General features: G+C 69.3%; 18 protein-coding genes and 1 tRNA gene. 8 read left to right on the forward strand and 11 right to left on the reverse strand.

Annotated elements, in window-relative coordinates:
* Positions 1-95 precede the first annotated feature (95 nt).
* The 3 genes from GGR16_RS21655 to GGR16_RS21665 all read left to right on the forward strand — a co-directional run bounded on the left by GGR16_RS21655 (position 96) and on the right by GGR16_RS21665 (position 7,395).
* Positions 96-2,999, forward strand: a complete 2,904-nt coding sequence (locus GGR16_RS21655; protein WP_183318125.1) for a PAS domain S-box protein — start codon at positions 96-98, stop codon at positions 2,997-2,999.
* 156 nt (positions 3,000-3,155) lie between these two features.
* Positions 3,156-4,313, forward strand: coding sequence for an acyl-CoA dehydrogenase family protein (locus GGR16_RS21660; protein WP_183318127.1), 1,158 nt, complete (start codon positions 3,156-3,158; stop codon positions 4,311-4,313).
* Positions 4,314-4,665: 352 nt separating this feature from the next.
* On the forward strand, positions 4,666-7,395 hold the full coding sequence (locus GGR16_RS21665) for a bifunctional acetate--CoA ligase family protein/GNAT family N-acetyltransferase (protein ID WP_183318129.1): 2,730 nt from the start codon (positions 4,666-4,668) through the stop codon (positions 7,393-7,395).
* 57 nt (positions 7,396-7,452) lie between these two features.
* Here the strand turns inward: GGR16_RS21665 and bfr are convergent, their stop codons facing one another.
* Together bfr and GGR16_RS21675 are read right to left on the reverse strand one after the other, a co-directional pair.
* Positions 7,453-7,932 carry a bacterioferritin gene (gene bfr, locus GGR16_RS21670; protein WP_019402000.1) on the reverse strand — a complete coding sequence of 160 codons (480 nt, stop codon included), beginning with the start codon at positions 7,930-7,932 and terminating at the stop codon, positions 7,453-7,455.
* 115 nt (positions 7,933-8,047) lie between these two features.
* Positions 8,048-8,386: a (2Fe-2S)-binding protein gene (locus GGR16_RS21675; RefSeq protein ID WP_183318131.1), complete on the reverse strand. Its 339-nt coding sequence runs from the start codon at positions 8,384-8,386 to the stop codon at positions 8,048-8,050.
* A gap of 242 nt (positions 8,387-8,628) precedes the next feature.
* On the opposite strand from GGR16_RS21675, the gene GGR16_RS21680 reads away from it, so the two are divergent.
* Positions 8,629-8,850 carry a hypothetical protein gene (locus tag GGR16_RS21680; protein ID WP_019401998.1) on the forward strand — a complete coding sequence of 74 codons (222 nt, stop codon included), beginning with the start codon at positions 8,629-8,631 and terminating at the stop codon, positions 8,848-8,850.
* A 159-nt stretch (positions 8,851-9,009) separates the two neighbouring features.
* On the opposite strand, the gene GGR16_RS21685 is transcribed toward GGR16_RS21680, so the two are convergent.
* A complete protein-coding gene (locus GGR16_RS21685; RefSeq protein WP_183318133.1) occupies positions 9,010-9,789 on the reverse strand; it encodes an outer membrane protein in 780 nt (259 codons plus the stop codon).
* A gap of 387 nt (positions 9,790-10,176) precedes the next feature.
* Positions 10,177-11,142 (reverse strand): LysR family transcriptional regulator, encoded by a 966-nt coding sequence (locus GGR16_RS21690; protein WP_183318135.1) that lies wholly within the window; start codon positions 11,140-11,142, stop codon positions 10,177-10,179.
* A gap of 279 nt (positions 11,143-11,421) precedes the next feature.
* On the opposite strand from GGR16_RS21690, the gene GGR16_RS21695 reads away from it, so the two are divergent.
* The gene (locus tag GGR16_RS21695) at positions 11,422-12,102 is read left to right on the forward strand and encodes a TerC family protein (protein WP_183318137.1); all 681 of its coding nucleotides are present in this window, start codon (positions 11,422-11,424) and stop codon (positions 12,100-12,102) included.
* Positions 12,103-12,162: 60 nt separating this feature from the next.
* Here GGR16_RS21695 and GGR16_RS21700 read toward each other — a convergent pair whose 3' ends face one another.
* Genes GGR16_RS21700 through GGR16_RS21715 form a run of 4 tightly spaced genes read right to left on the reverse strand, consistent with a single transcriptional unit; the run spans position 12,163 to position 14,861 of the window.
* Positions 12,163-12,609 (reverse strand): arsenate-mycothiol transferase ArsC, encoded by a 447-nt coding sequence (locus GGR16_RS21700; protein WP_019401994.1) that lies wholly within the window; start codon positions 12,607-12,609, stop codon positions 12,163-12,165.
* A 4-nt stretch (positions 12,610-12,613) separates the two neighbouring features.
* On the reverse strand, positions 12,614-13,102 hold the full coding sequence (locus GGR16_RS21705) for a UPF0262 family protein (protein WP_183318139.1): 489 nt from the start codon (positions 13,100-13,102) through the stop codon (positions 12,614-12,616).
* A 14-nt stretch (positions 13,103-13,116) separates the two neighbouring features.
* Positions 13,117-14,409 (reverse strand): histidinol dehydrogenase, encoded by a 1,293-nt coding sequence (hisD, locus tag GGR16_RS21710; RefSeq protein WP_183318141.1) that lies wholly within the window; start codon positions 14,407-14,409, stop codon positions 13,117-13,119.
* 2 nt (positions 14,410-14,411) lie between these two features.
* Positions 14,412-14,861: a DUF2948 family protein gene (locus tag GGR16_RS21715; protein WP_019401991.1), complete on the reverse strand. Its 450-nt coding sequence runs from the start codon at positions 14,859-14,861 to the stop codon at positions 14,412-14,414.
* Positions 14,862-15,089: 228 nt separating this feature from the next.
* Here GGR16_RS21715 and GGR16_RS21720 point away from each other — a divergent pair, with 228 nt between their 5' ends.
* The gene (locus GGR16_RS21720) at positions 15,090-15,425 is read left to right on the forward strand and encodes a hypothetical protein (RefSeq protein ID WP_040404279.1); all 336 of its coding nucleotides are present in this window, start codon (positions 15,090-15,092) and stop codon (positions 15,423-15,425) included.
* 64 nt (positions 15,426-15,489) lie between these two features.
* Here GGR16_RS21720 and murA read toward each other — a convergent pair whose 3' ends face one another.
* The gene (gene murA, locus GGR16_RS21725) at positions 15,490-16,779 is read right to left on the reverse strand and encodes a UDP-N-acetylglucosamine 1-carboxyvinyltransferase (RefSeq protein WP_183318143.1); all 1,290 of its coding nucleotides are present in this window, start codon (positions 16,777-16,779) and stop codon (positions 15,490-15,492) included.
* Between the two features lie 46 nt (positions 16,780-16,825).
* Positions 16,826-17,080, reverse strand: coding sequence for a hypothetical protein (locus GGR16_RS21730; RefSeq protein ID WP_156332739.1), 255 nt, complete (start codon positions 17,078-17,080; stop codon positions 16,826-16,828).
* Between the two features lie 208 nt (positions 17,081-17,288).
* On the opposite strand from GGR16_RS21730, the gene hemA reads away from it, so the two are divergent.
* Positions 17,289-18,515 (forward strand): 5-aminolevulinate synthase, encoded by a 1,227-nt coding sequence (hemA, locus tag GGR16_RS21735; RefSeq protein ID WP_183318144.1) that lies wholly within the window; start codon positions 17,289-17,291, stop codon positions 18,513-18,515.
* A gap of 122 nt (positions 18,516-18,637) precedes the next feature.
* Positions 18,638-18,712: transfer RNA gene (locus GGR16_RS21740), tRNA-Thr, on the forward strand.
* A gap of 48 nt (positions 18,713-18,760) precedes the next feature.
* Here GGR16_RS21740 and mbfA read toward each other — a convergent pair.
* Positions 18,761-19,744 carry an iron exporter MbfA gene (mbfA, locus tag GGR16_RS21745; protein WP_019401986.1) on the reverse strand — a complete coding sequence of 328 codons (984 nt, stop codon included), beginning with the start codon at positions 19,742-19,744 and terminating at the stop codon, positions 18,761-18,763.
* Positions 19,745-20,070 lie beyond the last annotated feature (326 nt).

The following is a 20,070-nucleotide window of genomic DNA, read 5'->3' on the forward strand; positions in this document are numbered from 1 at the left end:
CCTTTCGTGACCTCGGGCATCGATGCCTATATTAAGTCTTCATTAGGCATTGGCCATATCAACCTGATGACGCGAGCAGGAGCGAACCGACAGGCATGACGCGGACCGCACCGGAAGCTGGAGCGACGCTCGACGCGCTGCGGCACGACGCGATCTTCGGACCGCTCGTCGCCGGCAACGGCGCGGTCGCGCTCGTCGACGGCCAGGGCGACATTCTCGCGGCCTCTCCGGCCGGCAGGCGCCTCGTCGCAGCCTTGCTCGCCGCCGGTGGCGGGGCCCAGCTCGCGCGCCTTGCCGGCGGGCTCGCGCCGCGCGAGGGCATGCGGCTCGAGCGGGTGCGGCTCTCCTTCGGCTCGCGCATCCTCGCCGTAACGATCGCCTGCCGCCGCATCGGCGACACCGGAACGCTCGTCATCGCCGCCTCCCAGCCGCTGCCGGCCTCGCTCGCCGGCACCGCAGAGGCCGCCGCGCCCGTCCAGCCAACGCCTGCGCCCAGCCCCTCCGCGGCGGACGAAGCGGATGCCGCGACGCGCCTGCGCGCCCTCGCCGGGCGCCGTGCGACCGTCCGCTTCCTCTTCGAGACCGATGCCGATGGGCGTTTCGTCAAGCTCTCGCAGGAGCTCGCCGAGGTCGTCGGCGCCGCGAGCGCCGACATCGTCGGGCGCAGCTGGGCGGACATCGCCTCCGAGATCGTCAGCGACCGCGCCGGGCGCGTCGCCGCCGCCCTCGACCGGCGCGAGACCTGGAGCGGCGCGACCGTGCTGTGGCGCGTCGCCGGCAGCCCGCTGCGCGTCGAGGTGGAGCTCGCTGGCCTGCCGGTGCAGGGACCGGACAAAGGCTTTGCCGGCTTCCGCGGCTTCGGCCTGTGCCGCCTCAACGAGATCCACGAGGACGTCGCCATCGCGCCGCCCATCGGCGTCGCAACGCCCGACACGGCGGCGCCCGCGACGCCCGAGCCGGCGCCGCCGGCCGCCGAACCCACGGCAGCGCCCGAGGATGAAGTGCCGCCGGCCACTGTCGTCCCGTCTTCACAGCTCCCGACATCCGAAGGCGGGGCGGTCGTTCCCTTCCCCGCCGTGCGCACCAGCGTCGGCGCGACGCTCGGCACGCCGAAGGTGGTGCCGCTGAGGATCGCCGAGGCGCCCGCCGGCACGGGCACCCAGGCCCGTGCCGAGCAGAGGCCGCCCGAGGCTCCGCGCCCCGGCCTGTCGCCGAGCGAGCGCAACGCGCTGCGCGAGATCGCGCGCGCCCTCGGCGCACGGTTCGAGGGCTGGAGCGACACGCCAGCCGCACCGGCGCAGAGCCCCGAAACGACCCCCCTCGCCGCGGCCGAGGCAACCTCCGCGCCCGAGACACCGGTGATCGACGCGCCTGCGTCCATCCCTGCGAAGCAGGTCCCTGCGACGCCTCCTGCCACGGAAGCGGTGGCGGAGCCGCCGCAGGGCGCGCAGGCAATCGAGGAGCCGGCACACGAGGAACCGGCCCGCGAAGAGGAAGCGGCCGCGCAACCCGTGAACGAGCCCGCTCCGGCACCCTCGCCCTTCGCCCAGCTCGTCGACAAGCTGCCGGTCGGCGTGCTGGTGAGCCGGGGCGAGGAGCCGCTCTATGCCAACCGCACGCTGCTCGATCTCCTCGACTATCCGGATGTCAATGCCCTCGCCGCGGCCGGCATGTCGAAGGTCTTCGCGCGCCAGCCGGACCGGCCGGGCGAGGAGGAGCGCATCGCCCTGCGCAGCGTCACCGGCGAGGCCATCCCGGTCGATGCGCGCCTTGCAACGATCGACTGGCAGGGCGCCGCCGCCTCGCTCATGACCTTCCGCCGCGCCATGGAGCCGGAGCTGCAGCGCCACCTCGACGGCCTCGAGGAGGACCTGCGCAACTACGAGGAGCGCACCAGCGAGCTCACCTCGATCCTCGACACGGCGACCGACGGCGTCATCGTCCTCGACGGGCACGGGCGCATCCTGTCCGTCAACCGGTCGGCCGAGGCGCTCTTCGGCTACGACCAGAACGAGATCGCGGGCGAGCCCTTCACCATCCTCCTCGCCCCCGAGAGCCATGCGGTCGCGCTCGACTATATCGAGGGCCTGAAGGCGGGCGGCGTCGCGAGCATCCTCAACGACGGGCGCGAAGTGACGGGGCGCGTGCGCCAGGGCGGCAAGTGCCCGCTGACCATGACCATCGGCCGCGTCAGCGAGCGTCCGCACCGCAAGTTCTGTGTCGTCCTGCGCGACATGACGGCCTCGAAGAAGGCCGAGGCCGAGCTGATGGCGGCCAAGCGCGCCGCCGAGGAGGCCAATGCCCAGAAGTCCGACTTCCTCGCGAAGATCAGCCACGAGATCCGCACGCCACTCAACGCCATCATCGGCTTCGCCGAGGTGATGCTGGAGGAGCGCTTCGGGCCCGTCGGCAACGAGCGTTACAAGGAATATCTCAAGGACATCCACGTTTCCGGCGGGCATGTCATCAGCCTCGTCAACGACCTGCTCGACCTCGCCAAGATCGAGGCGGGGCGGCTCGACCTCTCCTTCACCAGCGTCAAGCTCAACGATGTCGTGGCGAGCTGCGTCGCGCTGATGCAGCCGCAGGCGAACCGCGAGCGCATCGTGCTGCGCACGAGCCTCGCCCCGCACCTTCCCGCGGTCGTCGCCGACGAGCGCTCCATGCGCCAGATCATCCTCAACGTGCTGTCGAATGCCGTGAAGTTCACCGATGCGGGCGGTCAGGTCATCGTCTCGACGGCTCTGACCGATCGTGGCGAGGTCGTCGTACGCGTGCGCGACACCGGCATCGGCATGAACGACAAGGAGATCGAGGCCGCGCTCGAGCCCTTCCGCCAGCTCGCCACCGCCCGCCGCGCCGGCGGCACGGGGCTCGGCCTGCCGCTGACCAAGGCCCTCATCGAGGCCAACCGCGGCTCGCTCGCCATCAAGAGCGCGAAGAACGAGGGCACCCTCGTCGAGATCACCCTGCCGCGCACCCGCGTGCTGGCGGAGTGATCCGCCGGCCCGGCGAACGGCATAGTCGGCGAAGCGGGACGCATGCACGCACCATCCTGTGCCGCATTCCCGCACAGCCGCCTGCCCGGTGCCGCGCGTTGCCCCTGCGGCGGGGGCGCCGTACCCTTCCGCTCAAGACGAACGGGGAGGTGCGCCATGCTTTTCGCCTTGAGCGACGAGGAGGAGATGATCCGCGAGACGGCGCGGCGCCTCGCGGCGGACCGGCTGGCCCCGCTCGCCGAAGCCCTCGACCGGGGTGAGGGCCGCGAGGGGCTTCTGGCGAACCTCGGGCTGCTCGCCGAGAACGGCTTCATGGCCCTCAACGTGAAGAGCGCCTACGGCGGCACGGAGGCGGGCTCGGTTGCCTTCGCCCTCGCCGTCGAGGAGCTGGGCTATGCCTGTGCCGCAACCGCCGTCACCGTCTCCGTCACCAACATGGTCGGCGAGGTCATCCAGACCGTCGGGAGCGAGGAGCAGAAGAGAGCCTATCTGCCGCGCCTCGCCGACGGCACCTATCCGGCCGGCGCCTTCTGCCTCACCGAGGCGGAGGCCGGGTCCGACCCCTCCGCCATGCGCACGCGGGCGCGACGCGACGGCGACGACTATGTCATCGACGGCGCCAAGATCTACATCACCTCGGCCGAATATGCCGGGCTCTTCGTCGTCTGGGCGGTGACGGATCCCGAGGCGCCGAAGGGTCGCGGAATCTCCCTGTTCCTCGTCGAGGCGGGCACGCCCGGCCTCGTGATCGGCAAGGCCGAGAAGAAGATGGGGCAGACAGGATCGGCGACGAACATCGTCACCTTCGACAATTGCCGCGTGCCGGCATCGGCCCTCATGGGGCAGGAGAACGACGGCTTCCGTGTCGCGGTGGGCGAGCTCGCCGGCGGGCGCATCGGCGTCGCGGCCCTGTCGCTCGGCATCGCCCGCGCGGCCATGGACGCGGCCAAGGCCTATGCGCGCGAGCGGCGCCAGTTCGGCACGCGCATCTGCGACTTCCAGGGCATCCAGTGGATGCTGGCCGACCGGGAGGTGGACCTCGAGGCGGCGCGCCTGCTCATCCTCAACGCCGCCGCGGCCAAGGACGCCGGCCGCCCCTTCGCCAAGGAAGCCTCGATGGCCAAGCTCTTCGCCTCCGAGGCGGCGCACCGCGCCACGGACACGGCCATCCAGATCCACGGCGGGGCGGGCTATGTGAAGGACTATCCCGTCGAGCGCTACGCCCGCGACGCGCGCATCACGCGCATCTACGAGGGCACCTCCGAGATCCAGCGCCTCGTCATCGCCCGGGAGATCCTGCGCCAGAACGGGTGAAGGGGCAGTCGGCAGTCGGCAGTCGGCAGTCGGCAGTCGGCAGTCGGCAGTCGGGCTGATCGCACCCCGCCGGGTCCAAGGACAACCTCGTTTCCCGGGCGCATGCAGCGAAGCGGAATGCGACCCGGGATCCAGCGCAAGGACTCGCCGAAGGCACCGCATGAAGGGCCCCGGCTCGGCACCGCATCGTTTCATGCTGTGGTGCGTCCGGGGCACGAGCGCGTGCTTGCGATTGCCGACTGCCGGCAGCCAATGGCCTGCAAGCCACGATCGCCCCTTTACCGCGCATGGCCGGGCCGTGTTTGATGGGGGTCAATGTCGGTTCACCCTCCGTCCAGCAAGGCTAGGCCTCATGTCGACCTATCGCCTCGACCGGCTGTTTTCGCCCCGCTCCATCGCTCTTATCGGCGCAAGCCCGCGTGAGGGCTCGCTCGGCCGCAAGGTGCTGGTCAATCTCAAGGCCGGGGGCTTTGCCGGCCCGCTCGCGGTGATCAATCCGAAATACCCCTCCATCGAAGGCATCGCGACGCTTCCCGCCATCGAGGCGCTGGAGGAGGCGCCGGATCTCGTCGTGCTGACGACCCCGCCGGAGACGATCCCCCACCTCGTCGAGGCCGCAGGTGCACGAGGCGTCGCCGCGGCCGTCATCGTCACCGCCGGCCTCGGCCATGGGCCCGGGTCGCTGGCGGAGAAGGCCGAGCAGACGGCGCGGCGGCACGGCATCCGCCTCGTGGGGCCGAACTGCCTCGGCGTCATGGCGCCGGCGGCGAAGCTCAATGCCAGCTTCGCGGCACGCATGCCGCTCGGGGGCGATCTCGCGCTCCTTTCCCAATCCGGCGCCATCGCCGCGGGCCTGGTCGAATGGGCGGCGGAGCGGGCCGTAGGCTTCTCGGCCGTCGTCTCGCTCGGCGACAAGGTGGATGTCGATTTCGGCGACCTGCTCGACTATTTCGCCCTCGACCGCGGCACGCGCGCCATCCTGCTCTATGTCGAATCCATCAACGACGCCCGCAAGTTCATGTCGGCGGCGCGCGCCGCTGCGCGCGCCAAGCCGGTCGTCGTCATCAAGTCGGGTCGGCACGCGCAGGCGGCGAAGGCGGCGGCCACGCACACGGGGGCGCTCGCCGGCTCCGATGCGGTCTATGACGCGGCCTTCCGCCGGGCCGGCCTGCTGCGCGTCTTCGACCTCGACGAGCTCTTCTCGGCGGCCGAGACGCTCGGGCGGCTGAAACCCTTCTCCGGCCGGCGCCTCGGCATCCTCACCAACGGCGGCGGCATCGGCGTCCTCGCCGTCGACCGGCTCGCGGACCTCGGCGGGGCGCTCGCCGAGCTCTCGCCAGACACGCTGGCGGCGCTCGATGCCGCGCTGCCGCCGACGTGGTCGCGGGCCAACCCGGTCGACATCGTCGGCGATGCCGATGCCGAGCGCTACGGCGCCGCGCTCGAGGTGATGCTGGCCGACCGCGACAGCGACGCCGTCCTCGTCATGAACGTGCCGACGGCACTTGCCTCACCGCAGGAGGCAGCGCGGCGCGTGGTCGCGACCGCCGAGCGCCATCGCCGGCAGGCGATGCGGCCGAAGCCCGTCTTCGCCGTCTGGCTCGGCTCCTCCGGCACGACGGACGATCTGTTCGAGGAAGCCGCCATCCCCCATTTCGCGACGGAAGCGGATGCGGTGCAGGGCTTCATGCATATCGTGCGCTACCGCGAGGCGCAGGCCCTGCTCATGGAGACGCCGCCGAGCCTGCCGGAGGATTTCGCGCCAGAGACGGACAAGGCGCGAGCCGTGGTCGCCGGGGCGTTCGCCGAGGGGCGCAGCTGGCTCGACCCGCTGGAGGTCACGGCCCTGTTCGAGGCCTATGGCCTGCCCATCACGCCGGCCGTCCTGGCGGTCAGCGCGGACGAGGCCGGCGAGGTGGCGCGGCCGTTCCTCGAAGCGGGCGATCCCGTCGCCGTCAAGATCCTGTCGCCGGACATCATCCACAAGTCCGACGTCGGCGGCGTCCGGCTCAACCTCACCAACGAGGCGGCGGTGCGCGAGGCGGCGCGGGACATCCTGGAGCGGGCCCGGGCGCTGAGGCCCGAGGCGCGCATCACCGGCCTCACGATCCATCCCATGATCCTGAGGCCGAAGGCGCGCGAGCTCATCGCCGGCCTGGCCGACGACGAGACCTTCGGCCCGGTGGTCGTCTTCGGCCGTGGCGGCACGGCGGTCGAGGTGATCAACGACAAGGCGCTGGCGCTGCCGCCGCTCGACCTCACGCTCGCCCATACGCTCATCGGCCGCACGCGCGTCTCGCGGCGGCTCAAGGCCTATCGCGACGTGCCGGCGGCCGACGAGGACGCGATCGCCCTCGTGCTCGTCAAGCTCGCCCAGCTGGCCGCCGACCTGCCCGAGGTGCGCGAGCTCGACATCAACCCGCTGCTCGCCGACCAGAACGGCGTCATCGCCGTCGATGCGCGGGTCGCGGTCGCGCCGAGCATCCAGCCGGTCCGCGGGCCCGCAGGCCACCCGCGCTTCGCCATCCGCCCCTATCCGAAGGAATGGGAGCGGCACGCGACCCTGCCGGACGGCACGGGCGTCTTCATCCGGCCCGTGCGGCCGGAGGACGAGGAGCTGTTCCGCAGCTTCTTCGAGAAGGTGACGCCGGAGGACCTGCGCCTGCGCTTCTTCGCGCCCATTCGCGATTTCAGCCACACCTTCATCGCCCGGCTGACCCAGCTCGACTATGCGCGCGCCATGGCGCTCGTCGCCATCGAGGAAGAGACCGGCGCCATGCTCGGCGCCGTGCGGCTGCACGCGGACGCCAATTACGACAAGGGCGAATACGGCATCCTGGTGCGCTCGGACCTCAAGGGCCGCGGGCTCGGCTGGCTGCTGATGGAGATGATCATCTCCTATGCCCGCGCCGAGGGCCTCAACGTCATCGAAGGCCAGGTGCTGCGCGAGAACACGATGATGCTCGCCATGTGCGAGAAGCTCGGCTTCACCATCGGGCCCGACCCGCACGACCCCGACATCCGGCTCGTGCGGCTCGCGGTCTCCGGTGGGCCGGCCGCGGCCGTGCACCCTGCCCCTTGAAATGGCAAGGCCGCCGGCATGGACCGGCGGCCTCAAGGAGCCCGGGATGCCGGGAGCTCAGTCCTCGAGCTTGCCGATGTGGTGCTGGCTGTAGAGCTGCTCGCCGAGCTTGCCGATGAGGTCGAGCTGCGTCTCGAGGAAGTCGATGTGCCCCTCCTCGTCAGCCATCAGCTCCTCGAACAGGTCCTTCGAGGGATAGTCCTTGACCGAACGGCAATAGGTGGCCGCCTCCTGATAGAGGGCGCGCGCCTCGACCTCTGCGGCGAGGTCGCACTCGATCACCTCCTGCACGGACTGGCCGATGCGCAGCGGATCGAGAACCTGCAGGTTCGGATGGCCCTCGAGGAACAGGATGCGGTCGATGAACTTGTCCGCGTGGTGCATCTCCTCGATGGATTCCTCGCGCCACTTCTTGGCGAGGTCCTTCAAGCCCCAGTTGTCGAGCATGCGGTAGTGGAGCCAATATTGATTGACCGCCGTCAGCTCGCTGCGCAGACCGCGGTTGAGATATTCGATGACCTTGGCGTCACCCTTCATCGCTCCACTCCACGTCGTTGAGAAAATCGAGTTTAGAATCATTATAAACTAAAGCCCGGACGCATCAAGGGCCCGGGCTCGGTTCCAACGACATACACCATTGCGGGAGAAGCCGCTATTCGGCGGCGATGAGCGGGAGGGCGGGCGCCTCGGCGGGTTCCTCGTTGCGCGGGGCCACATGCGGACCGCTGTCGAACGGCACCACGTTGTCGGCGGCAGGCGCGTGCGCCGCGTGCTCGACGGCGCCGGGACAGCCGGGGCAACCGATGTCGCAGGCGTCCACGCGCGCGGCCTGCAGGAGGCGCCGCACGGTGACGAGGCACCGCCCGCACTCGGGACTGCAACCGAGACAGCGGTAAGCCTGCGCCGGCGAGCGCGGGGCCCCCGGGGCCTCGCTCTGCAGCGTTTCGAGGATCTGCTTGTCAGTGAGGACGTTACAGGAGCAGACGATCATCGAGCCAGTTTGGAACGATTCAAAATTACGTTGTCTTTCAATAACTTAACGACTGAATTCGCTCTTCGCAACGACCGAAATGCCGCAGCCAGCGCCCGATGCCCGCGTGGCGAACCATTGCACCGGAACCACGACGCCCCCATCTGGTTGAAACGATCAAAGCCCGCTTCTGTGCAGATGCGGCTGGTCGCGCTTTTGTTGACGAAGTGCAGGAGCAACCCTCAACCGACAGGAGGACAGCGATGCAAGCGAACATGCAGGACACGGCGCGTCTCCATTACCGCTCGAGCCCGCATCTGACGGATCCCGATCACGTCATCGACTTCCCCTCGCTGGAGGACGCGGTTGCCTTCGCCATGACGCAGAACCCGGGCAATCGCGAACTCGCCTGGGCCGACACGGCGAGCGGCCGCAAGCTGCGGCCGACCGAGATCGCGGCCCTGTGGGAACTGCGGCGCGAGTGACGCACCGGCCCTGCCCTCTCCCGGGCTGCATGAGGCCTTGAAAAAGCCCGGCGTTCCTCGAATGCCGGGTTTCGTCCGTCTTCGCCAACCGCACAAAAAACAACGCCCGGCCAGGAGCCGGGCGTTGCAGGTCCGTTCGACGGTCCGTCCGGGAGAACCTCAGAACGTGTCGAACTTGTAGTTGAGACCGACGCGCACGATGCTGCCGCGGTTCTTGGCCTTGAGCACGGCAACCGTCGTAGGATCGATGACGTTCGGCGCAATCGCGGTCGTGTCGCCGAGGTCATAGTAGAGGTACTCGGCCTTCGCCGTCAGGTTGTTGGTGAAGGCATATTCGAGACCGCCACCGATGGTCCAGCCCGCCTGCGTGTCGGACTTGCTGCCGACGGCGAGCAGGGCACCCGTGGTGTCGAAGACGCTGTGCGTCAGCTTGGTGTCACCGTAGATCAGACCGCCGGTGGCGAAGATGAGCAGGCGATCCATCGCGGCGAAGCCGAGCCGGGCGCGCAGCGTGCCGAACCACTCGAGCTCCTTCTTGCCCTCGGCAAAGCCCGCCGCGGCGAAGGAGGTGCCCGTGTCGCTCATGTCGGCGTACTGGATATCGGCTTCGAGACCGACCACGAACGCCCCGAACTGATAATTGTAGCCGACCTGAGCACCACCAAGGAAGCCTTCCGACTTCAGGGAGAGGCTGCCCGGAAGATCGCCGGCGGAGACATCGCTAAGATAAAGGGCGTCGCCCACATAGCGGGTATTGCCCGAGTCGGAGAAGCCGTAGCCGGCGTTCACACCGACATAGAAGCCCGTCCAGGTGAAGACCGGCGGCAGCGGCTCGGCCGGCGGCGTATAGGTACGGGACGGAAGATCGGCCGCAAAGGCCACGGCGCCGGAGAGCGCCAATGCCGTCGCCGCCGCCGATAGTCGCAGGAGATTCTTCATCTGAGGCACCTCTTTGAACGAAACCTGTTCCTGTCGCGCTGGCCCGAACGGACCATCATCTCACGCCGAAGCTAGACTCGTGAAGCCGCCGGAAAGAGTCAAGCATGACATAGGCCTAGCATCACACGAGCAAAGTCATGCGACATTGATGCAACACAAAGAATAGATACCTATCATCGTCTATTGCTCATCATTAGAGCAACCTATGGTCAGCTCCGCCCTGTGGTGCAACCGTGATGCGGGCGTGCGCAAGCTACCCCGGCCTTGGCAGGAAACGCGAAGAGCCACCATCGGTTCCATGGCGCCTCGGCGTTTTTTGAAAGGGATGTTCAGGATCGCTCCCGGGCAATGCCCCTTTTTGCCAGCCCCCGACGCGTTTCCTGCCGATCAGGCCTTTCTTGCCCGACGCCTGACGCGCGGCAGGTGCCGGAACGGAACCGTCCTGTCGTCGCCTGTCAGGCTGACGCGCTCGCGCAGGAGATCGAGGAAGGCGTCCCGCGCCGTGAGCCGCTGATGCGGACGCCACGCCACGCCGACGAGGGCGCCGTCGGGCGGCGGGTCGAGCAGCAGGCCCTTGAGGCGGCGGGTCGTCACGCCCGGCCAGTTCATCGCCGCCGTCCAGTCCGGCGCGAGCGCCAGGCCGATGCCGGCGGCGACCGCCGCGAACACCGCCGGCTTCTCGGTGACCTCCTGCACCACGTTGGGCACCGTGCCGACGCTGTCGAAATAGCGCATCACCAGGTCGTAAGCGTAAGGACGCACCCGGCGCGACGGCACGATGAAGGGCTCGCCGACCAAGTCGTGCATCATGACGGCGTCACGGCCCGCGAGAGGGTGGGCCGCCGGCATGACGACGAGCGGCATCTCGACGCGCAGGATCTCGAAGGCGCAGTCCACCTGGCGCCGGGGTGGGCGCACGAGGCACAGGTCGAGCTTGCCGGCGTCGAGCATCTGCAGCTGGGGCGCCGTCATCGCCTCGGTGAACTGGATGTGCGCCCCGGGATGGCGCTGGCGGAACTCCGTCATGATGCGCGGCAGGAAACTCGCCGACGCGCCGTCGATGGCGCCGATGCGCAGGACCTTGCTGGTCGAGCTCGCTGCTTCGCGCACATGCCGCGCCGCATGCTCGGCCCGGGCGAGAATCGCCTTGGCCTCATCGAGCAGCAGCAGCCCGGCGCGGGTCAGGTTCACGCTCCGCGTCGTGCGCGTGAGGAGGTCGGCGCCAAGCTCCTCCTCGAGCGCCCGCACCTGGCGCGACAGGGCCGGCGGCGCTAATCCCATGCGCTCCGCCGCCTTGCCGAAATGCAGCTCCTCCGCGACGGCGACGAAGCATTTGAGCTGGCGCAGATCCATCGCTTGCTACAATCCATCCCCCGCGCGCCAACGGCCGCGCACCGACCAAAGGCGCCCCACCCGGCGCCGAATCGGCCGGCGCAGCACTGCGACCATCGGCCCCGGCCGGGTGCCGCATTATAGCGATTATGTCCCCGGATTATGAAATAAGTTGACGACGATCGCGCGGCACGCGCGCGCTAAGAGATGGCCCGACGGCGTGCCGGCGCAGTTCTGCGGCAGCTTCGGCCCGCCTCCGGAGCGCCCGGCGCTCCTTCAGACCCAAGAGCTGTTAGCGTTATGGCCTTAGATGCACAGACATTGATCGCGATCGTCCAGATCATCTGGATCGACATTCTCCTGTCCGGTGACAATGCGGTGGTGATCGCGCTCGCCTGCCGGTCGCTGCCCGACAACCAGCGGCGCCTCGGCGTCGTCCTCGGCGCCGGCACGGCGATTGTGCTGCGCATTCTCTTCGCCCTCATCATTTCCCAGCTGCTCGCCCTGCCCTTCCTCAAGATCGTCGGCGGCGCGCTGCTGTTCTGGATCGCGGTCAAGCTCATCCAGGGCGACGACGACAATCACGAGGTGAAGGAGAGCGGCAGCCTGTGGGAGGCCGTGCGCACGATCGCCATCGCCGATGCGGTGATGAGCCTCGACAACGTGCTCGCCATCTCCGCCGCCTCGCACGGCAACGTCTGGCTCTTCACCTTCGGCCTCCTGTTCTCCATCCCGCTCATCGTCATCGGCTCGACGCTGATCATGGCCCTCATCGAGCGTTTCCCGATCTTCGTGTGGGCGGGTGCGGCGCTGCTGGGCTGGATCGCGGGCGAGATGCTCGTCGCCGACCCCTGGGTGATCGAGCAGATCGGCGGCGTCACCAAGACCCTGCACTATCTGGCGGCCGTCGTCGGCGCGGCGATCGTCGTGGCCATCGGCCTCGTGGTGACGCGCTTCAACCGCAGCCCCGCGACTCGCTAACTGACGGGCAACGAGCGACATCTGCAGAGGCCGGCGGCGACGCCGGCCTTTTTGCTGGCGTCAGCGGCGGGTGAAGCGTTGCCGGATGCGCTCGACGAGGCCGTCACGAACGCCGCGATAGGCCTCGAGGCGCTGCTCGCGCGCGCCGTGGACGACCGTCGCATCGAGCGTCGGCCAGTATTCCACGTCGACCGCGAGGGTGCGCGTCAGCTCCAGCGCGCGATGGTGCGCCTCCGGCGACAAGGTGACGATGAGGTCGAAGCCGGCATCCTCGAGATCTTCCAGCGTCTGCGGCCGATGGCGCGCGACGTCGATGCCGATCTCCTCCATCACCGCCACGGCGAAGGGGTCGAGCTCGTCGGGCCGCACGCCGGCCGAGGCGACATAGATCGACGCGCCGAAATAATGCCGCGCGATGCCCTCCGCCATCGGCGAGCGCACCGCATTATGGGCGCACATGAAGAGGACGGACTGCACGCTGCGTCTGCCATCGGCCTCGGGCGCCATGGCCCTAGCCCTTCCAGTGCAGCGCGAAGATGAGGGTGAAGAGCCGGCGCGCGGTGTCGAAATCCACCTCGATCTTGCCGGCGAGGCGCTCGCGCAGCAGCTCGGCGGCCTCGTCGTGCAGGCCGCGGCGCCCCATGTCGATGGCCTCGATCTGCGTCGGCGAAGCGGTGCGGATGGCCGCATAATAGCTCTCGCAGACGAGTTCGTAGTCCTTGATGACGCGGCGGAACGGCGTCAGCGAGAGGAAGTGGGTCACGACCGGCTCGGCGCCGCTGTTGCGCACGTCGAGCGTCAGCTTCTTCTCGACCAGGGCCACATGCAGCGCATAGGGCCCGCCGTCGTGGCCCGGGACGGCGAAATGGTTGCGCTCCAGGATGTCCCAGATGGCGATGGCGCGCTCGTGCTCCTGGTCCGGATTGCCGCGGCCGAGCGAGCCCTCGTCGAGCGTGACGGCGGTCAGCGTGCAGCGCTTCGTCGGCTCGGCTGGGCTCAAGGGCTCCTCCACTCTTACCGGTTGAGCCTGATGGCGACCGAGCGGGCATGCGCGTCGAGGCCCTCGGCCTCGCCGAGCGCGATCGCCGCCGGCGCGAGCGCCCTGAGGCCCTCCGGGCCGCAGCGCAGGATCGAGGTGCGCTTCATGAAGTCGAGCACGCCGAGCCCGGACGAGAAGCGGGCCGAGCGGGCCGTGGGCAGGACGTGGTTGGAGCCGCCGACATAGTCGCCGATGGCCTCCGGCGTGTGGCCGCCGAGGAAGATGGCGCCGGCATTGCGCACCCCGGCCGCCAGGCTGTCGGCATCCTCGGCCATGATCTCGAGATGCTCCGGGGCGAAGCGGTCGACGATGGGAAGCGCCTCGGCGAGGTGCCCGACGACGATCACAGCGCCGAAGTCGCGCCAGCTCGCCCCGGCGATGTCCGCGCGCGGCAGGGTCTTGAGCTGGGCCTCCACCGCTCGCTCGACCGCATCGGCGAGCGCGGCGTCGTCGGTGATCAGCACCGACTGCGCGGCGGTGTCGTGCTCCGCCTGGGCAAGGAGGTCGGCCGCGATCCAGGCCGGATTGGCGGAGCCGTCGGCAAGCACCAGCACCTCGGACGGACCCGCGATCATGTCGATGCCGACCGTACCGAAGACGCGGCGCTTGGCGGCCGCCACATAGGCGTTGCCCGGCCCGACGATCTTGGCGACGGGCGCGATGGTCGCCGTGCCGAGGGCGAGCGCCGCCACGGCCTGCGCGCCGCCGATGCGGTAGACCTCGTCGACGCCGGCAAGATGCGCGGCCGCGAGCACGAGCGGATTGAGCTCGCCCCGCGGCGACGGCACCGCCATGACGATGCGCGGCACGCCGGCGACCTTGGCCGGCACGGCGTTCATCAATACGGAGGAGGGGTAGCTCGCCGTGCCGCCAGGCACATAGAGCCCGACCGCCTCGACGGCCGTCCAGCGCCAGCCGAGGGTGACGCCGAGATCATCCGTGAAGGCAAGGTCCTCGGGGCGCTGGCGCCGATGGAACGCCTCGATTCGGGCCTTGGCCGTCTCGAGCGCCGCGAGCGTCTTGGCATCGCACCGGGCAAGCGCCTCCTCGATCTCCGACGGCGCGATGCGCAGCGTCCCGGACGTCAGCGCGAGACCGTCGAAGCGGCGCGTATAGTCGATGACGGCGGCATCGCCCCGGGCCGCCACGTCGGCGATGATGGCGCGTACGGCCTCGTCGACGTCCTGCGACACTTCCCGCTTCATGGCGAGCAGGCGCGCGAGGGCCTCCTCGAAACCGGGGGCGCGACTGTCGATCCTCAGCGCCATCGTCAGGCCTGCCTTTCGTCGTTCTCGTCAAGGGGATGGTGCGGGCGGCTGATCGCCTCCCAGGCCGGGCCGAGGTCCATCAGCTGCGCCTCGATGCACTCGACATCGAGCGCGATGGCCCCTCCCCCGGAGAAATGCAGCGTCACGGTGCCGCCCGGCGCATCGCGTTCGTCGAAGGTGACGGCCAGGAGGCTGAGCACGGCATCCGAATCCCCCGGCGCGACGGCCCGGATGCGGGCGGCCATCACCCGCTCGAAATGCAGGGCCGACAGGCGCCGGCGCGGCGGCTCGCCCGGCATCGCCTGCCAGTCGTAGCGCCGCAGCTCCAGGGCAAAGCGCCGCTCGCGCGGCAGGTAGACGAGATCGCGTGCGCGCACGACGGCGTCCTGCACATGGGCCGAGAGGACCGCGAGGTCCTGCCCATCGAGCGCGACGAGCTTCAACGGCTCCATCTCCAACGGCTCCACGACCGACCGGGTTGCCCCAACTGGCGTCCCGCCCCTGTTGTTATCGGCGCCGCCCGCTGCTGACAACCGATCTGCCGGAGAAACCCGGCGGGGGCAGCAGCCGAGGAAACCATTCGCCTTCATGAAGCGTTCAGCTTCCATGGTGCTATTTGATGAGGACGCGCCGAGACACAAGCGGCCGAAGGCCGCGAGCGGCGCCTGGATGAGACGATGATGACGAGGATCGTTCTGATTGCGCTCGCCGCCGTCGCGGCGCTGATGCTGATCACCCCACCGCCGGCCTCGGCCCAACCCTACGGCTGGGGCCAACGGCCCTATGAGGACGACTATGACGATTGGCGCCCGCGGCGCCCGCCGCCGCGCAACTGGCGCGACGACGGCTGGGACCGCGGTGGCTGGGAGCGCCCCCGCCCGCGCGGCGAGCGCTACGGCAGCGTGTGCGTCACCTCGCGCGGGCAGTGCAATGCCGGCTTCCGCGCGCCGCGTAACACGCCCTGCCGCTGCTTCATTCCCGGCTTCGGCGAAAAGCGCGGCGCCATCGGCTACTGAGGGCCGCAAGGCTTATCTGAGGACCGTCGACGAGGACCCGGCCCGGTGCCGGGTCTTTGCGTTTTCAGCCCGAGATGCGCTCGATCTCGGCGCCGCAGCGGCCGAGCTTGCTCTCCAGCGCCTCGAAACCCCGGTCGAGGTGGTAGACGCGGTTGACCATCGTCTCGCCTTCCGCGGCGAGCGCGGCGATGACGAGGGAGACGGAGGCGCGCAGGTCCGTCGCCATGACGGGGGCGCCCTTGAGCCGCGCGACGCCGTCGACATAGGCGGTATCGCCGTCGAGGCGGATACGGGCGCCGAGGCGGGCCAGTTCCTGCACGTGCATGAAGCGGTTCTCGAAGATCGTCTCGCGGATGCGGCTCGTGCCCTTGCCGCGCGTCATCAGCGCCATGAGCTGGGCCTGCAGGTCCGTCGGGAAGCCGGGGAACGGCTCCGTCGTGACGTTGACCGCCTCGATGGCGGCACCGTTGCGACGCACGCGCACGCCCTCGTTGGTCGAGGAGATGTCAACCCCGGCGCCCGACAGCACGTCGAGGGCCGCCTGCAGCAACTCCGGCCGCGCGCCCTCGAGCAGCACGTCGCCGCCCGTCATGGCGACGGCCATGGCATAGGTGCCGGTCTCGATCCGGTCCGGCAGGACATTGTGCTCGGCGCCGCCGAGCCGCGCCACGCCCTCGACGACGATGCGCGAGGTGCCGGCGCCACTGATGCGCGCGCCCATCTTGACGAGGCAGTCGGCAAGGTCGACCACCTCCGGCTCGCGCGCGGCATTGTCGATGACGCTGGTGCCGTGGGCGAGGCTGGCGGCCATGAGGGCGATATGGGTGCCGCCCACCGTCACCTTGGGAAAGGCGAACTCGGCCCCCCGGAGGCCCTTCGGCGCCCGCGTGACCGCATAGCCGCCGTCGATCTCCACCTCGGCGCCCAGCTTCTCCAGCGCCATGAGCAGCAGGTCGACGGGCCGGGTGCCGATGGCGCAGCCGCCGGGCAGCGACACCCGGGCCTCCCCCTTGCGGGCCAGAAGCGGCGCGATGACCCAGAAGCTCGCCCGCATCTTGGAGACGAGCTCGTAGGGCGCGCAGGTGTCGATGATGTCGCGGGCACGCAGGCGGATGGACTGGCCGGTCTCGCTCGTCTGGCCCGGGCGCTTGCCGGCGATGCCGTGATCGACGCCGTGGTTGGAGAGGATGCGCAGCAGAAGCGACACGTCCGCGAGCCGCGGCACATTGTGCAGTTCCAGCGTCTCGTCTGTCAGGAGGCTCGCGATCATCAGCGGCAGGGCCGCGTTCTTGGCGCCGGAAATGGGAATGACGCCGCCGAGCTTGTGGCCGCCCACGATGCGAATGCGATCCATGTGTCGTTCCTTGATTGACCGGGGCCCGTGGCGGAGGCGCCGGCGATCAGTCCTTCGTGTCTGGGCCAGCGCCCGGCGCCGGCTCTTTCGTGCCATGCGGCGCCTCGCCGCGCGGTTCGGCCGCGCGCTCGCGCATCTGCCGCTTGCGCCGCTTCAGGTTCTCCCGCAGCGCTGCGGCAAGGCGCTCCTTCCTGTCGGGAGGCGGTGCGTGCGACATGCTCGTCGAAGACTTGGGTTCCTCGAAGGTTGATCGATAGCGGGCATCGGCCCCGAGGACAAGCGCCGGTTTCCCCTCCTCCACGCAGGCGATGGTGCAGGGGCCGTCGCAAAGCGCGCGGTGCGCCGCCGCACTGCGGCGATGCGGCCCATTGTGCAGCCGGACGCACTATGGAACGAGAGCAATATAAACGAACACGCGACGAGAACCGCTTGCCCCGGCGCGGTTCCGGTTGTTCACTGGACCAGTTCCAAACTTGGTCTGCCCGCCACGGCGGCAGACGGATGCGATCATGGACTACGACAGCTATTTCGACGAAGCGCTCGGCCTTCTGCACAAGGAGCGCCGCTATCGCGTCTTCATCACCATCGAGCGCGACGCGGAGCGGTTTCCGCGGGCCGTCTGGCACAGCGACGAGGGGCCGCGGGACGTCGTGGTGTGGTGCACCAACGACTATCTCGGCATGGGTCGCCATCCGCAGGTGATCGACGCCATGGTCACGACGGCGCAGCGCATGGGCGCCGGCGCCGGCGGCACGCGCAACATCGCCGGCAACAGCGCCCCGATCGTCGGCCTCGAGCGCGCCCTCGCCGAGTTGCACCGCAAGGATGCCGCGCTCGTCTTCACCTCGGGCTATGTCTCCAACGAGACCGGCATCGCCACCATCGCCAAGCTGCTGCCGGACTGCCTCATCCTCTCGGATGCGCAGAACCACAATTCCATGATCGAGGGCGTGCGCCGCTCCGGCGCCGAGAAGGTCATCTTCCGCCACAACGACCTCGAGCATCTCGAGGACCTGCTGCGCCAGGCGGGCAAGACCCGGCCCAAGCTCATCGTCTTCGAGAGCGTCTATTCGATGGACGGGGACGTCTCCCCGATCCACGCCATCTGCGATCTCGCCGAGCGCTACGGTGCCATGACCTATATCGACGAGGTGCATGCGGCGGGCCTCTATGGCGCGCGCGGCGCGGGCTATGCCGAGGAGGTGGACGCCCTCCACCGCCTCGACGTGATCGAGGCGACGCTCGCCAAGGGCTTCGGCTGCGTCGGCGGCTATATCGCGGCGCGGCGCAACATCATCGACGCGGTGCGCTCGCACGCCCACGGCTTCATCTTCACGACGGCCCTGCCGCCGGCGGTGGCCGCGGCAGCGACCGCCTCGGTGCGGCACCTGATGGAGAGCGGCGAGGAGCGCCAGCGCCACCGCCGGCAGGTGGCCCTGACCAAGGCCGCGCTCGCGGCTGCCGGTCTCCCGGTCAAGGCCGGGCCGACGCATATCGTGCCGGTGATGGTGGGCGACCCCGAGCGCGCCAAGCAGGCGAGCGACATGCTGCTTGCCGAGCACGGCATCTATGTGCAGCCCATCAACTATCCGACGGTGGCTCGCGGCACCGAGCGCCTGCGCGTCACGCCGACGCCCTTCCACGACGCGGCCATGATCGAGCATCTCACCGATTCGCTCGTCGCCGTGTGGAAGGTGCTGAAGCTGCCCTTCGTCGACCGCGCAGCGGCCGCCTGACGGCCGGCCGCAGGCGACGATCCACAGGCTGTCGGCCCGGACGAAAATGCCGCGCCGACCCGGCTTGCGCCGACGCCCCCCTTGTGGCAGTGTCCGCGCGCTTTCGCCCCCTTAGGGGCCTCGCTGCCGTAGCTCAGTGGTAGAGCACTCCCTTGGTAAGGGAGAGGTCGAGAGTTCAATCCTCTCCGGCAGCACCAGATCCTGACGCAGCCCCTTTCGACGCTCTGCCGCCTTTCGGCGGGACGTCAGGCGTTGCCGATCAGGACGCCCGCGGCGAAGACGAGGCTGCCGCCGAGCACAACCTGGAAGGCCGCGCGCAGGAACGGGGTCTCCATGTAGCGGTTCTGGATGAAGGCGATGGCCCACAGCTCGACGAAGACCACGGCCACGGCGATCATCGTCGCCGTCCAGAACGATGGAATGAGATAGGGCAAGGCATGACCGAGCCCGCCGATGGCGGTCATGATGCCTGACGCGAGCCCGCGCTTGACGGGTGAGCCGCGGCCCGAGAGCTTGCCGTCGTCGTGGGCTGCCTCGGTGAAGCCCATGGAGATGCCGGCGCCGACAGAGGCCGAGAGGCCGACGAGGAAGGTCTGCCAGGTGTCCTGAGTGGCGAAGGCGGCGGCGAAAATCGGCGCCAGTGTCGAGACGGAGCCGTCCATCAGCCCGGCGAGGCCCGGCTGGACGAAGGTCAGGATGAACTGGCGGCGCTCGCTCTGCCGCTCCTCCTCCTGAACGCTTTCCGGTGCGTGGGCGAGGCCGAGCCGCCTGGCGAGGCTTTCGTGAACCTGCTCGGCCGCCGCCAGATCGCCGAGCAGCTTGCGGGTCGAGGCGTCGCCGGCGCGCTTGGCTGCCTCCACGTAAAAGCGGTGCGCCTGCGCCTCCATCTCCTCCGCCTGCTGGCGCACCTTGTCGATGCCGAGGGGGCGCACCAGCCAGTCCGGCTTGCGCTCGTAATAGCCCCTCACATGCTCGCGGCGCAGCAGCGGGATGCGATCGCCGAACCGGGTCCGGTAGAGATCGATGAGCGCCTGCCGGTGCCGGTCCTCCTCCCGCGCCATCTCCTCGAAGACCTTGGCCGACTGGGGAAAGGCCTCGCGCAGCCCGTCCGCATAGGCAAGATAGATACGCCCGTCGTCCTCCTCCGAGGAGATGGCGAGCGCCAGGATTTCCTGTTCGGAAAGCGAATCGAAGGAGCGGCGCCCGAAGCCGAAAACCCTGGAAAGCATCGATGATCGCCCCTAAGATTGGAATTCTTCTAATCTATTGTGCAGCGCCGCAGAAGGCAACGGGCTCGTCTGTATCGCCAAGGGCGGCGGGACGCCGCAGAAGGATAGCTGTCATCGGCACCGGACCTCGGGGCAGGCGCAGGCGCGAAGGAAGCATGCGCCCGCGGCTGAAGGCGCAGAGGAGCAACCGGCTCGCGGCCATACGCCCGCCGACATTGCCGCAGTCGCTGCCGGCCGGCAGCGCCGGCAACGGCCCAGCGTATTCGCACCATCTGTTCTGATGATGGATCGGCCCCATAACCACGCGCGATAATGAAAATCTTAAT

Origin of the sequence: Chelatococcus caeni, assembly GCF_014196925.1 — a bacterium.
In the GTDB taxonomy this organism is placed as follows: domain Bacteria; phylum Pseudomonadota; class Alphaproteobacteria; order Rhizobiales; family Beijerinckiaceae; genus Chelatococcus_A; species Chelatococcus_A caeni.